This is a genomic window from Micromonospora deserti, from assembly GCF_003236335.1.
GTDB lineage: Bacteria > Actinomycetota > Actinomycetes > Mycobacteriales > Micromonosporaceae > Micromonospora > Micromonospora deserti.
Genome location: NZ_POUB01000052.1, coordinates 1 through 14,268, shown reverse-complemented (window position 1 = coordinate 14,268; position 14,268 = coordinate 1). Strand labels below are relative to the sequence as shown.

5 protein-coding genes and 1 pseudogene are annotated in these 14,268 nt (G+C 66.2%); 1 reads left to right on the top strand and 5 read right to left on the bottom strand.

Features of this window, described 5'->3' with window-relative positions; translation table 11 throughout:
- Both C1I99_RS10620 and C1I99_RS10615 read right to left on the bottom strand, forming a co-directional pair.
- Window positions 1–6,874 (bottom strand): RHS repeat-associated core domain-containing protein (locus tag C1I99_RS10620; RefSeq protein ID WP_158554042.1); only part of this gene is annotated, 6,874 nt, incomplete at its 3' end.
- A gap of 200 nt (window positions 6,875–7,074) precedes the next feature.
- On the bottom strand, window positions 7,075–10,563 hold the full coding sequence (locus C1I99_RS10615) for a LamG domain-containing protein (RefSeq protein ID WP_158554041.1): 3,489 nt from the start codon (window positions 10,561–10,563) through the stop codon (window positions 7,075–7,077).
- An 853-nt stretch (window positions 10,564–11,416) separates the two neighbouring features.
- Here C1I99_RS10615 and C1I99_RS10610 point away from each other — a divergent pair.
- Window positions 11,417–12,213 (top strand): annotated as a pseudogene (locus C1I99_RS10610) (IS5 family transposase).
- A 202-nt stretch (window positions 12,214–12,415) separates the two neighbouring features.
- On the opposite strand, the gene C1I99_RS10605 reads toward C1I99_RS10610, so the two are convergent.
- The 3 genes from C1I99_RS10605 to C1I99_RS10590 form a co-directional block, all read right to left on the bottom strand.
- Window positions 12,416–12,658, bottom strand: coding sequence for a hypothetical protein (locus C1I99_RS10605; protein WP_199562072.1), 243 nt, complete (start codon window positions 12,656–12,658; stop codon window positions 12,416–12,418).
- A gap of 253 nt (window positions 12,659–12,911) precedes the next feature.
- Entirely contained in the window at window positions 12,912–13,370 is a 459-nt protein-coding gene (locus C1I99_RS10600) for a hypothetical protein (RefSeq protein WP_146603930.1), read from the bottom strand.
- 205 nt (window positions 13,371–13,575) lie between these two features.
- Complete coding sequence (locus tag C1I99_RS10590) at window positions 13,576–13,878, bottom strand: hypothetical protein (RefSeq protein WP_146603929.1); 303 nt, start codon at window positions 13,876–13,878, stop codon at window positions 13,576–13,578.
- Window positions 13,879–14,268: the final 390 nt, after the last annotated feature.

The following is a 14,268-nucleotide window of genomic DNA, read 5'->3' as shown; positions in this document are numbered from 1 at the left end:
GGGCCACCTTACCCTTTCCACCGCCACATGCCACCTCGCACACGAAATCGTCGTCGTAGACGTCATGATCGGTCCATTGCGTCCCATCTGGACGACGAACATCGCCGCCAGTGCGCACATTCCGCTCAGGGTAAGCATTCTGAATCGCATCCCGGACCTCTTCCTCTCCGCAGTTGTGGACGAGGACCGGTGTGGTGCCGGCTAGCACATAGTACGTGTGGATGTCGGCGACGGTGAGGTCGCGCATCTCTTGCGATCCGGTGTAGTTGTGGACCTTGGCTACGTTTGCGCGTTCGTTGGATGCTGTCCTCAGCCACTCGGTGGGCTGGAGGTCGCCGGCGGCCACCCAGTCGCGGCGGCTTTCGCTCCAAAAGGGGTGGTGCTGGGTTGTTTCGACTTTGGCGAACTCCCCGTCGCCGGTTCGAATGAAGAGGTCGGTGAGGGCCTGGTCGTGGTTGATGTGTAGCCGCTCCACGACTCGACTGCTGTTCTCCCCGGTCGACGGATCCTGTGCGAGGACTTGGTCGCCTTCGGATACCTCTTCGATGGGTTGTGTGGTTCCGTCGGCCATTAGGACGGGTGTGTCGGGGTCGAAGCTGTGGGTGGGGCAGCCGTCTTTTGCTCTGGGTGCGCCGCCTCCGCCGTTGCCCCCGGGCTTGCCTTTCGCTGCTGGCTTCGGGCTTTTGGTGGGCGGCGTGGGAGTCTTCGGGCTGGGCTGGTGGGCCAGGGCCTGCTGGTGCGCATCAGCCTTAATGTGGGCTAGCTCTTCGGCCTCCTTGGCCGGGTTGATCTTCGGCGCGGAGCCCGTGGGTGCTTTGCCGACCAGGGACTTTGCCTTATCCCCTACCCATTCCAGGCCGTCCTTGCAAGCCGATTTGATCTTGCAGGCCACGTCGAGGCCCGGCACCACGGAAATCCCGGATACCGCGGCGTTAGTGTAGTCGCCTTCAACGAGGTACCAGACGGCGTTCACGACGTCGCATGGTCCGCCTAGGAGACCCCCGATGATGCCGCAGGCGTCGAGGGTTTCGTGTCCCTTTTGGCTACCGGTCTTCCATTTGCGTCCGCTGCCCTTACTTTCACCTTCTATGATTTCCTGGCATGCGTAACCGTTGACCCCCATCGGGCAGTCGTAATTCCATGGTTTGCCGTTGGTGTCGACTGGTTCGTCTATGCCTGCATATTCGGCGATGATGCGGCCGCTGGGGTCGCTGTAGGTGGTGGGGTTGTTGGCGGCGTAGGTGTAGGCCGGTAGTTGTTGTGGGTTGCCGGGGTCGTTGATGGGGTCGACGGATATGAACCGCCCGATTGTGGGGTCGTATTCCCGGGCGCCGAGGTGGGTCAGGCCGGTGGGGTCCTGGTGTCCACCGAGGAAGCCCTGCTGGTTGGGCCAGGTGACGGTCTCGCCGCGTGGGGACCCGTAGGGGGTCTGCCGACGTTGGGTGATGGTCTGGTTGGTGTCGGCGGTGACGCTGACCTGTGAGGTTCCTTGGTGGTCGCTGGCTAGCCAGGTGATGCCGGTGACGGTTCGCTGGGCGATGGTCTCGTCGTTGAACGAGTAGTACCGGGTGGCCTGCACCGAGCCGGTGCTCGCGTTGCGGCGCACCTCCGTAGTGCCGAGGAACAGAGTGCTTTCGGTGGGGGTGTTGGCGATCAGCCGGTTGCCGTTGGCGTCGTAGATGTAGGAGTTCTTCCCGGCGCTGTCGGTCAGGGTGGCGAGGTGTCCGTCGACGTCCCAGGTCAGGGTTTGTTGGCCTGAGGGCCCGGGGCGGGTCGTCATGTTGCCGGTGGCGTCGTAGGTGTAGGCGCCGGTGGTGGTGCCGATGTTGTCGGTTCGGCTCCATCCATCGAGGCGGTGTGGCTGCGTCGCGCCGGGCTCGGGGTAGGTGTAGCTGGTGGTGATCGTTCCGGTGGGGGTGCCCCGTTCAGTTTGGGCGAGGCGATTGCCGATGCGCCCCTTCGGGTCGTCGGGTGCGCCGAAGCTCCACTCGTGCCAGTAGGGCGCCGGTCCGCCCATATCGGTCGAGGTAGGGGCGGTGGTGCAGTCCGCGGAGGACGGTGTCCATGCCTTGGTGAGTCGGCGTTGGTGGTCGTAGTCGAAGCACTGGGTGTCGCGCGGGCGGCTACCCGGGTTGTCGTCGATCTTAAGAAGGTTGCCGCTGTCGTCGTAATCGTAGAAGGTGTTGGTGATATAGGACGGTGCGGTTGACCGGATGACCGCGCTGTTCTTGACCCGGCCAGTGGTTTCGTCGTAGTAGTGGGCGGACTGGACGGATTTGGTTCCCGTCAGCTGGGCCGACCGGGTGGTGGTGCTGGCCTCGAAGAGGTTGGTGTAGCCGGTTTCGACGACGTAGAAGCCGACGTCGCCGTAGTCGGTGGCCATCTGGTTCGGCATTGAGTGGGTCTGGTCGTACTCGTAGGTCAGCTTTTCCTGCTCGAGCCCGCCAGTAGCGGGGAGAGTGAGCGTGCTCGGTGAGCCGTCCGCGTTGTAGGTGGCCCGGGTGGTGAAGCTGCAGGTAGTGGCGGTGACCCCGCAGAAGCCGACCTGGGAGGCGGGCAACGTGAGCTTCGTCTGCGTTGGCTGGTACCGCGAGTTGACCGCCACGATCTCGTTACGGTATTCGTCGCCGCCGAGCCAGCGGGAGGCTGACTTGGTCAGACCCTTGGCCGGCAGGTCGTAGGTGTATGACGTTCTCAGGGCACCGGTGGTGCTGCCCTCGCGGACGGCTTCTAGCCGTCCGAGCCGGTCGTAGGTGAACCAGAGGTCCGGGGTGTCGTCGCGGGAGTCGGTAATTTTCTCCAGGTCGCCGACGGCGTTGTACTGCATGGTGGCGGCGCCCTTGTCCGGGTCACTCGTAGAGATCAGCCGGCCCTGGATGTCGTAGTTGTAGGACCAGGTGTTGCCCGAGGCGTCCTTGACTGTGGCCAGTTGGCCTCTGCGGTGGTAGGTATAGCTGGTCTCGTCGTAGGTGCCGGTGGCGGTTTGGCCGTGGTACTGCCACAGCTTCTCGGTGCGGCCCAGGACATCGGTCCAGATCGTGGTGGCCGCGTCGCCCTCGGCCGGGAGGACGGTCAGATGGTCACCGTGGTACGTCGTTGACGTCCGGGACTTTTCTACCTGCACCCCGGCTTGCCTACCGAGCAGCAGTGAGTGGGTGGGCCGCCCGGCGGCGTCGTAGAGCGTCTGGGTTTGGCTCGGCACATCGGCGTTCAGTGGACTCTGGATCGTGGCGAGATCGATCGCCCCACTGTTGTAGTAGGCGGAGTTTGCCCGGTGCATCCGGCCGGCGGCGTCGTAGAAGGAATCGGTGATGATCCGGCCGCCGCCGTGGGCGGGCTCCTGGGTCTGCCGCGCCCGGCCGAGTGAGTCGATCAAGGCGTGGGAGGTGTCGAAGCCAGCCCTGGCGTTGATCGAGCGCGTGGTGATGGTGGAGACCGACGTCTTGGACAGGTGGTAGCTGTAGCCGGTGGACGGGTCCGACGGAAAGGCCGCCTTGGAACGTCCGGGCAGCCAGATGCCGGTGTTACGGCCAAGTGCGTCGTAGCTGTACTCGGTACTCAGGTTGTTCGGGTCGGTGACCTTCAGGGGCAAACCGAGGACGGGGTCCAGCTCGACGGTATTGGTCCACAGCAGCGGATTGGTGGTGACCACCTTGGTGACCGGGCCACCCGTCGTCGGCGTGTAGTCGGTCTTGGTCTTCTCCCCGGCGATGTCGGTAACCTCGACGACTCGGCCGTGGGCGTCGTACGCGGCGGTGGAGGCCACCTGGTAGGTGGGTGCACCCCGGAAGAAGCCCTTGACCGTCTCAACCTTGGTGATCTTGCCGGCGGTGGGCGTCGCGCCGTGGTCGAGGGAATCGTGGGAGAACCGAGTGTCGCCGGTGATCAACCCCTCGGCCATTGGGAGGCTCCCGCAGGTGCCTGTCCAGCCACGAGTCCGTTTGACCGGAGTCAGCAGCCAGTTCGACGACGTGGTGTTGCGGACGTACTGGGTCTGCACGCAGCTTTCGTCGCCGGTCTTGGCGTCGTCGCCCCACTTCTGGACGGTGATCGGCATGCCGTACTCGTCGTAGCTGGTGGTTGTCGTCGTGCGACGGAACCCGCCGTCGATCGCGGCGCGGGTCTTCACTGTGCTGACCCGGGCGTACCGGGCTTCGGCGGTCGGTGTGCCGGAGCGGGTCGCGCTCGCCTCGGAGCGCCACATGTCGTTGACGCTTGCTGCGAGGATCTGCGTTCCGAGCCAGGTGATCTGCTCGCGGGGCATGCCGGCGTAGTGGTCGTAGTCGTTGGTCGGGCCGCCCTCGCGTCCCTCGACGGTGGTGGTCCTGGTTCCACCGGCCTGCAGCTTGTCGCCATACATGCCGCGGAAGTACAGCGTCTCAGTCTTGGTACGCTCGGCGCCCTCACCGGCGTAGGTGATGACGGTCGGGTAGCCCCGCCACTGCGACCACGTCTTACGGTTGTCCGGGGCGAGGCCGTTGTCCTCGTCGTGGTGCCACAGCGGCAGGTTCTGGGGGTTCTGGTACTCGTAGGCGGTGCGCACCGGCCGGGCGCCGCCGGTGTGGTCGATCTGCTGGACCTCGGTGACGACGTACTTGTGGAAGTAGTCGGTGATGGGGTCGGTGTACGTCGGGGGGGTCCACTTGACTGGGTAGCAGCGCAGCGAGTTGTTGTCCAGCGCCGTCGCCGTGGGCATGGTGCTGCCCTTGGCGCACTGGCGTGGACTGTAGGTCACATAGAGCTCGCCGCCGGTCTCGAATTGGATTGAGTTGACCCGCCACCAGTTCATCGCCAGGGCCCAGTCGCTGCCGGAGGCGTCGACCCGGTTGGGCATTTGCATGCCGCTGAAGGTCACTTCTGGGGTGGCCAGGGTCGCGCCGTTGAGGCCACGGTGGGTGATGCCTTCGAGCCACAGTCCTGCGCGGGTGCCGTCACCCGGGTCGGGGAAGCTGTGCCGCAAGGTCCACGAGTCGGCGTTCTGGTACGCCGAGCCCTTCCACACTTTGGTGGTGACGACGGTCAGGCGCTTCGCCGACCAGAAGGTGGGCGATCCGTTCAGGCACGGGTTGGTGGTGGCGGTGCATTCCTGGTCCCACGGGGTGTCCGGCCAGGTGGTCTCGTTCTTGGTGGTGCAGTTACTCAGGCAGCGGTCCGGGTTGGTGAATTCGACCCGCATCGGAGAGTTCTGCACGTAAGGGCTGGTCGCCGCATACTCGGTGCCGTCCCGGTTGTCGGTGCCGTAGTCGATGCGGGTGAGGTAGCCGGCCCGGTCGTAGGCAACTGGGGTCGTGGAGACCTTGTTCTTGGCGTAGTGGTTGGTTTCCTTGGCCCACCAGTAGGACATGGTGTTGCCGTGGACGTCCTGGACATAGTCCAGGTTCCACCGCCACGCCTGCCGCTTTCCTCCGCAGTCAGACGCGGCGAATGTGCTTTGGTAGCAGGGCTCGCCCGGGTTGTTGCCGAACACCGGCACGGTCAGCACCGAGTTCGTCGTCGGCCGGCCGGACGACCAGCCCGGCAGCTGGTGTCGCCCAAACCAGTACTGAGTGCCGCCGGCTGTGGTGAGCTTCCAGTACTCGTTGTCGTTGTCGCCGTTGTCGTAGGCCGGTGAGGCCAGCAGCTCGATTTTCGAGCCGTCCTCCTTACGCGGGTGCCATTTGCCGTCGCTGCCCTTGAGGAGTTCCACGGCTGAGCCGCCGAGGGACAGCACCGCGTTGTCGGTACCCCAGCACAGGTCCCCGGTCTCGGTGGTGTTGTTGGCATCACCGCCCATGTCGTCGGCGCAGGCCTTGTACTGGCGCTCGATGAAGCCGGGCGAGTAGTCGAAGCCCTCCCCGATGGGGCCGGGCTGGTTGTTGGTGGCGGCGTGCCGACCATCCACCGATTGGGAGGAGTAGCGGAGACCGAGGCCGGGACCGGGTCCGCCAGGACCGGGTGGTGTCCGCATCGGATACGACCACTGGAATCCGCCGGTCGCGCCACCGTGGCTCCACGACGCCGACGGCGCCATGCTCGACGCGGTGAAGGTGCCCGCGCCGCTCGACGGACCGGCCGACAGGGCGACGAGCGTGTCCGCTGTCGATGCTGTGCTCGCCATGCTCAAGCGCTGGGTGTCCGACGGAGGCGCTGTTGCCCGCGCCGGCCCCGCCGTCACCTGTGCGGACACCGTCCGCGTCCGCACGTCGTTACGCGAGTCCAGCGCAGTGATGCTGCAGCCCGCCGCGTCCGGTGTGTTCAGCGCACACTGGGGCACCTGCACCAGCCGCAGTCGTGACGCCCAGTCTCCGCCGTAGGCGGAGGCGAACGGGGCGTAGTCCACCGCGACCTCTACCCGGCCGCTCGCCCTCACCCCATCGGCGCGGCTGACTCGCATCAGCAGACCACCGCGCACGCCGGCCTTCTCGGCCGTCGCCTGCGGCAGCACCTCGATCCGGACCTTGCGCAGCCCGGTCTCTGCCGACCGGTTTGTGATGCCGGGAGCCGGTGGCACAGGCCGGACGGTCACCGGCAGCGACCCGGCGCGGGCCGCCTTTACCGGCGGCGCGGCACGATCACCGGCCGGCGCCGATGGCAGGGTCACGTCGGCTGCGCCGGCCGCTGGCCACGTCGGTGCCGGCCGGGTCACCGCAGCCGCCTTCTCGGCGGAATCCGGTGCTGGCTTCGTCGCCTTAACCGGCTCGACGGGGACGGATTCGTACCGCTGAGGGTCGAGCCGCGCGGATTGGACGGGCGCCTGCGCCCGAGCCGGCACCTGGCCGCCGAGCGTGACGAGGAGCGCCGATACAAGCCCGGCGGCGAGCAGTCTCCGGCCCTCGCCATGGGGATGGTCGGTGTGCCGGCGGCGTGGTGAACTGCCGGGTCTGACCTGTATCATCGTTGCCTTTCCGGTCGAAACGGGGTCACACTGCGCGGATGGGCGGCGCATGGCTGGTCTGGAGAGCCGACTGGGACCCTCCGGTTGTCGTCACCGGCCTCGGCAGCGAGGCGGCTGCCGGTGAGAGCGGCGAGCGGCGGGACACGCGACGACGCCTCTGTCGACGCCTCCCGCCGGGGAGCACTCCGAGGGGCAGTTCCTCAGGACGCGGCGATACCTCCGACCTGTGAGTCGGTGAGCCTGCCTTGCCAGACCTGGACGTCGTCCACCGTGCCGTGGAGAAAGTCACCGGAGTCCGAGGAGCCGATCCGCAGCCGGCCGGTGGCCCCCCAAGCGGGCGGAATGTTATTGACTTCGCCCGCTGGTGCGCCGTTGACGTAGAGGCGTATTGCTCGGCTCGTCGAGTCGTAGGTGGCGGCGAGGTGGACCCATTCGTGCAGAGCCGGTGTCCCGCCCCATTTGATGGTGGAGTAGGTGACTCCGCTGGCCGCGTCCTTGTCAGGCACGACGAGAGCCCAACTCGCTGGAGAGTTGCTCTGTCGCTGCAGGTAGAAGGCGCAGCGCGCGGTGCCGCACTGCGACAGCACCGTGTGGTAGGTGGTGAACGCGATCGGCTTGACCCGTGCCATCACCGTCCACGACCCCTCGGTGCGCAGCACCTGCTCACTGGTGTCCGCGGTGCCGCTGGCTCCGTCCAGGCAGAGGCCCGTGCTCAGGTAGCCGTCACAGAAGTGGGCGGCGGCGGCGGGTTCGGCGAGGGTGACCGGACGGTTGTATCCGGACCCGTCACCCTGCTGCCGCGGCGCTTCCTCATCCTCGTCATTCATGTCCCACTGGCCGACGAGGGTGGGCTTCACGATCGGCTCGAGATCGTCCGCCGGGTTGATGACCCGGTCCCAGAGGCGAACATCATCGATTTCACCCTGGAGGTAGTTCTGCTGGTTGCCGTTGTAGTGCACTCGTCCGATCTGCAGGATCCCGGCCGAGGACCACAGCGAAGACAACAGCTGTACGCCCACCTCGACGCCATTGACATAGATCCGGATCTCCTGCAGTCCCGCGTCGTATACGCCCGCGACGTGCTGCCACACGTTCGTGGCGGCCGGGTCAGCGGAGGCGACTGACGTCCTGGTGTGGGTGGCACTGTCGGCGGAGAACGTGTGGAAGTACCAATAGCCGTTCTTGTCCCGCTGCAACTGCCAGGCCCCGTTGTTGGTGCCGCTCGCCGCGACCACCGACCCGAAGGTTCCCGTGCTCCAAACCCGCACCCACGCGGCGACGCTGAAACTGCGAGACGAGTCGATCGGGGGTGCGACGGTAGTGGCACCCCAACCGCTGCCGTAGCCGAAGCTGACCGCACGGTCACGGCCCATGGTCCTGTGCGTGCCGGTGATCCAACCGTCGGACCACTGCGGATCGTTGTACAGGTTCAGGGTCGGACCACCTGCCGGGGTGGTGGGCTGCGTGGCTCCCGCGCCTTCCTGCATCGACCAAGTCGCCTGCGGTGCGGTGGGGTCGCCAGCCAGGAAGAGATACTCGTAGGTGGCTGACGCGTTGCCCGCCTGGTCCCGGCTCTTGACGAACAACTTGTTACTCAGCCGGCGGTTCGGGGTGATCCACACCGTGGCGGAACCGCCGAGAGTCTCAGCCCGAACCGTCTTTTCCGGCCCACCATCAAGCCAATACACATAGTCGTACACGTCGGCGACCCCATTTGCGGAGAACGTGAACCGGCCGGAGTAGCCCTTCGCGCCGCGCGGCGAGTCATTCGAGCCGATTGGCACCGACTCCAGGTAGAGGCCGTCGGCCGGCGTCACCTTCGGAGTCGAGGCCGGCGGGGAGTAGTCAGCGTAGAACTCACACCACGGCGATTTATCCGACTCTCCACCGAGCGTGTCCTTTGTCTGGACCTGCCATCGGTACTGCTCACCGTCGGCGATCGGCCCGAACTTCATCTCCGCCTTGCCGCCCGGGGCCACTCCGGAATCCGTTCGGGGCCAGCCGGTCAGCGTCGCCCAGGCCGTGCCGCTCCACTTCTGCAGGGTGAACACACCTGACAGGTTGCCGCCGTTGCTGCCGTCAGGGTCTGTCAGCGTCGCCTTCAACCATGGGTAGTAACCGCGCACCACGGGCCGGGAGGTGCCTGTGACACATGCCTGGGCGGGCGCGGTGTACTCGGCGTGTGTCGACAGCTGCGCCGCAGTCGGCGTGTTCGGGTTCGTGTTGTACTCCACCGACAGCTTCGTCACCGTCGGGTCGAACTTCTTCCACCAGTTGCTGGTTCCCTCCGAACTGCCGTCCGACTGCCGGGTAGACAGCGCCAGCGTGTAGTTACCGTCACCCTTGTAGGCGTCGACATCGTTCTTCAGGTTGGTGCTGGCAAACTCCATCGGTTTGTCCGGCTGCGGGTCGCCTGGACAGGTCGTCGGCGATGAAGGCTTGTGCGCGTGCCCCCACCGCTCCTCCAGCCACTTCGCCAGGTTCGGCCCGTCCCAACTCTGCTTCCCCGACGATGTCAGATCCGCAGACCGCCACAGGTTCACTGGCGTGTTCTCGCAGTCCCACGAGTGGGTCATCTCGGTCAGGAACTTCGCCCCCCGGATCGTCTTCCCGGCCAAGCCCGAGAGATTGAAACGGAAGAACGAGCGGAAGATACCCGCCCCGGTCGGCTCCCGACCCACACGGGCGACGCCGTCGTCGCGAGTCGCGTTGGTTGACCCGGTGTATCCCCACATCGCCTTGCCGATGGTGGTCCACGGATCGATGACCACCGGATAGGTGGTGTCGGCCCCACGCAACAGCGCCAGGTCCGGTCGAATCACCACGTCCGCGCCCACCACCTCGGCGGCTAGTTCAACCTTGTTCGCCGTGTCCGGCGCGCTGCGGAGAACCTCGGACCCGTCCTGTGCATCCGCCGGCGCTGACAAGCTCGATGGCGACGCTTCGGTCTCAGCCGCACCCGAGGAGTCCCACATCAGGGCGTTCCCAGCGGACAGCACCACAGTGCCGGCGGCGTCGACAACATCGAACCCACCACCGGTTCGTGCGCGCCGCGACACGCCGGACGTGCCGAGTGACAGCCGTAGCGTTTCCAGCGCCGGGTTCGCCGCCGCCTTCGCCGACTTCACCACCACGACCCAGGTGAAACCGTCCACCAACGCCCGAACGCGGAGATCGACATCGGGCAGCACGGACCCGTAGACCGCCGTGTCACCCTCCAACGTCGGCGCGGGAAGCGCGCCCGGCCAACCGATCGTGACTTCCCCGCCTGCGACCGGCACCCGCACCAGGGGCCCTGTTCCCCCGGGCGAAAAGCCGACGTCCGCGAGCGTGGCAACCGGGGCGACGGCACCAGACGCGTCCCGATGAAGCATCGTGTCGACCTGTCGCCAACCACTACCGTCACGCTTCATCGTCCAGCGCGGAACCGCATGCGCCTCCAGCAGCAAAGACCCCCGCGGCGTGGCCAGGACCCGAGACGACTCCGACTTCGATCCACGGACCTCCACCGACGTGCCCAACTGCTTGGCCACGGCAATCGCTTCCGCTTCGGCCGCTGACGCAGAACTCTCAGACGGTGCCTCACGGGGCTGCACCGTGGCCGCACCGACCGGAGTCGTCACGCTCAGCGTGGCGGCGACCAGCACCGCCGCACAGGAGCCGCCCACTACCTGCCGTCGCAGGCGCATCCGGCCAGGGGTAAGTCTCAACTCAGTCTCCTTGCATAAACGTGCGCAGAACCCGGCACAGACGTCGAGTTCCTCGCGGATGGCGCCAGGCACCCCTCCCGTGCGGCTCGAGAGCCGGCAGGGCATCTGCGTCGCGTCGAAGTACAGGCGGACGCCGGTCGCGGCTCCTCAGTCAAAGGACCACACCGAACGGGCCGATCCACCCGGCAGGCCGCCGTTCAGCCACCACCTTCCGGCTTGAGGCAGGCACCACGGCCGGTCTGAGGCGCGGACCCAACGCCTCAGTTCCCGAACTCACCCGAGTGTTCGGGCAGAGAGCAGTTGCAGACTGCACGGTTACGCCGAAGCCACTCAGAGAAGGCCGCGCGACGGTGGACTTCACGCGATGGTTCAGGACGCTCGAACACCCAGCGACACGCAACGCATGCACTTCCACCACACCCCCTGTGACCACTCGTCCTAGCCACGGCGACCCTAAAGATGATCAAGACCAGGTGTAAAGAGGCGTCACAACTTGCCACCACAAACCAGTCAGGTGATCACTGAAAGGACCCCTGGGTCACTGACAGTGACGAGCCATGGGCTTAGCTTCCCCCGGGTTCTCAACCCTCAAGCAGTCCGGGAACCGGGGGAAGCTCAGGGCCATGTTCTCTGGCCCGGTCTTCTCGTGTCTGCCCCGGCTGAACCCACGCAAGACTGTCTCTTATAGATCTTGAAGGTCAGGTCAGACCACTGTGGTTGGAGGTGTCGCCGTCGGCGACTAACAACTCCTAACTAAATGATGTTGGGCGTAACCGGCCGGACGTGAGGATCGTTTTGTCTGAACGTGAGGAGGGGTGAGCAGCCGCGGTGGATCGTGTCGGACGAGTTGTGGGCCGAGATCGCGCCGCTGCTGCCGCCCCGGCCGCCGCGGCGGCACCGCTACCCCGGACGCAGGCCCCTGGATGATCGCAGGTGTTGTGCGGGATCCTGTTCGTGCTCTACACCGCGATCCCGTGGGAGTACCTGCCCCAAGAGTTGGGGTTCGGCTCAGGATGATCTGCTGGCGCAGGTTGCGGGACTGGAACGACGCCGGCGTCTGGCAGCAACTGCACGAGGTCCTGCTGGGCAAACTCCGGGCCACCGGTCAGTTGGACATGTCCCGGGCGGTGATCGACGGCTCCCACATTCGGGCGCTCAAGGGCGGCCCAGAACCGGTCCGAGCCCGGTCGATCGTCGCAAGCCTGGCTCGAAACACCACGTCATCACCGACGCGGGCGGCATCCCCCTCGCCGCGAGCGTGACCGGCGGCAACCGCCACGACGTCACCCAGCTCATGCCCCTGGTCGACAAGGTCCCCCGAATCAAGGGCATCCGTGGCCGTCCACGGCAACGACCCGAACGGCTCTACGCCGACCGTGGCTATGGCTACGACTGCTACCGCCGCCAGCTACGTGCCAAGGGCATCACCCCGCGCATCGCCCGACGCGGCACCGACCACGGCTCCGGCCTGGCACCCGACGATGGGTTGTCGAGCAGACGATCGCCCTGCAGCACTGGTTCCGCCGCCTGCGCATCCGCTGGGAGATCCGCGACGACATCCACGAAGCATTCCTCACCCTCGCCTGCGCCATCATCTGCTGGCGCCGACTCCAACGCTCAAAGAGTTAGGAGTTGTAACTGAGACCGGATTCGCCCGGGAACCCGCCACCCGCGGCGGACACCGCATCACCGCCGAAGGCACCCGCAACCGAGGGAGGAAATCATGGCTGGTCCGGGAAAGGTCTACAAGCGGTGCGGATACCGCGACAACGGCACCAAGAAGCGGCTGGAGCAGCGCTGGGGAGTGTGGATCGAACGGCACCTCTCTGTGTCAAGGCGTTGGCAGCAGAGAGGTCTCCGTTAGCGAGACAGCCCCGTACCAGCCGTACGTGGCCTCCAGGACCACGTCCGGGTCGGAGCCGGCCTTGGCGATCTCCAACCCCAGCGCGACCGGGTCATTGTCGATCCGCACCGTGTCGAGTTTCTCGCCCGTCTCGGTCATCCGCACGATCAGCGACCTGCGCCGGTGCAGACCAATACCCACGATCTGCCGGCCGTCGAACGCTGCCTGCATGAGGGGCCTTCTTCGTCGTGAGACGTGAGCACCCCGAGCATCCCGCCCGGGACCCACGAGGAGGAGGCCCCGCTCCTTCATGCCATCAAGCGGCTGCGGCTGCGGCTGCTCCAAAATCCGCCACCCCGGATTAGCCGTTCAAGGCCGCATGACGAGGCATGGGCATGGCGGGGCACTGACCGTTCGGACGTGCCTGGTGGGCTGACGCCGACCGAGCTTGGGGCTACCGGGCGGTCGGCGCCGGAGCGCCCTTTCACTGGCCGGCGGGCAAGCCCGGGATAGGAAACTCCACCTCGCTGCGGATATCCACGAACTCCTTGCTCCGGTCGACCAGACGCTTCTTCGGGCTGAGGAAGGTGACTGTGCCGGCGCTGATCCGATCGACCCAAGCGCACATCGTGACGTAATACTGCCCGTCGCGGGCGCTACCACATGCTGCCACGCCACCCAACGGTCCAGCGTCCACCGCTCGGACCTCACCCACCAGGGGGTACAGCCCGAAGATCTTGTTCAGCGTCGCTTCCTCGTCCCTCACAGTGCCGGCGGCAGCGCTGATCAGAACCGCGTGGTCGGCGTCGGTCTCGCCGTTGTAGACGGACCCGAAAGCCCTCTCATGGTGGCCATTCACCAGACGAGCAAGGCCCTCGGAGCTCCTGATCGTCACACGCAGCAGCGACCCGTCGACGAAGCGAGAGCGGTTGCCGAGCTGCATGGGCAACTCAAGCCGGGCGCGCATGCTCGACGGGCTCGCGGAAGGCTGCGTCGATGCGGAGGAAGAGGATGGCTCCGAGCGGTGCCCGGAGGAGGCCGAACAGCCGAAGATTGCTCCAGCGGCCACCACGACCACGATCCTCCAAGCGGCGGCCCAACCGCGCCTCACCGTGACCGGGTTTCCCATGCCAGCTCCCTCATCGTGATCACAGTCCCGAGGGACGATAGTGCAGGTGCCAGTACCGCCGCCAGGCTCGCCCACCGGCAGCGCGGCTGGCCCGCCTCAGCTCGACGGGTGCGTCGCCGCGGTCGCCGGTTCGCTCGCGCCACTGGCCGCCATCGGCCTGGACGAGACGCCGCACCGTCTGCCGTGCCTCGCCCTCGGTGTCGAACTCCCACTGGAGTACCTTGCCCGTCTCCGAGTCGACCGCCTCGGCCACGACGTGCCACCGAACCTCGCGGGCGAGCCACACGTCCGCCGGGTCAGCCGTCCCCACGTGCCGTTCCACCAGCACTCCATCAGCTCCCACACGCCGTGATCATCATCCATACGTACGGTTGCTTCCCCCGGGATACCAGCACTCCCCCGGCAAGGCGGTTTCAATACCAAACCTATTCGGCGCACGTCTTCGAAATTACCCAAAATCAGATTCCTGTCGGACATCCTTCGTCAGGGTGGAAGCAACACCGATACGGAAGGGACAAACGAATGAAAGGCCAGGGTGCAATGCTGAAGCGGTGCGGTTGCCTGAGCCCGGGAACCAATCGGCGGCTAGCTTGATCTTTAACCTGTGCGGCGGGGGCGGGGATTCGTGGTCTTCGTTTTCCTCGTGCCTGGCGGCTTGGCATCCTTTGTGGTCACGGTATGGACGTCGTAGCGCGGGGTGGGGTGACTGTTG

Coding starts and splice junctions, on each gene's coding strand:
- C1I99_RS10615 (WP_158554041.1), bottom strand. CDS start 10,563: ATGCGCCTGCGACGGCAGGTAGTGGGCGGCTCCTGTGCGGCGGTGCTG.
- C1I99_RS10605 (WP_199562072.1), bottom strand. CDS start 12,658: ATGCAGGCAGCGTTCGACGGCCGGCAGATCGTGGGTATTGGTCTGCAC.
- C1I99_RS10600 (WP_146603930.1), bottom strand. CDS start 13,370: ATGCAGCTCGGCAACCGCTCTCGCTTCGTCGACGGGTCGCTGCTGCGT.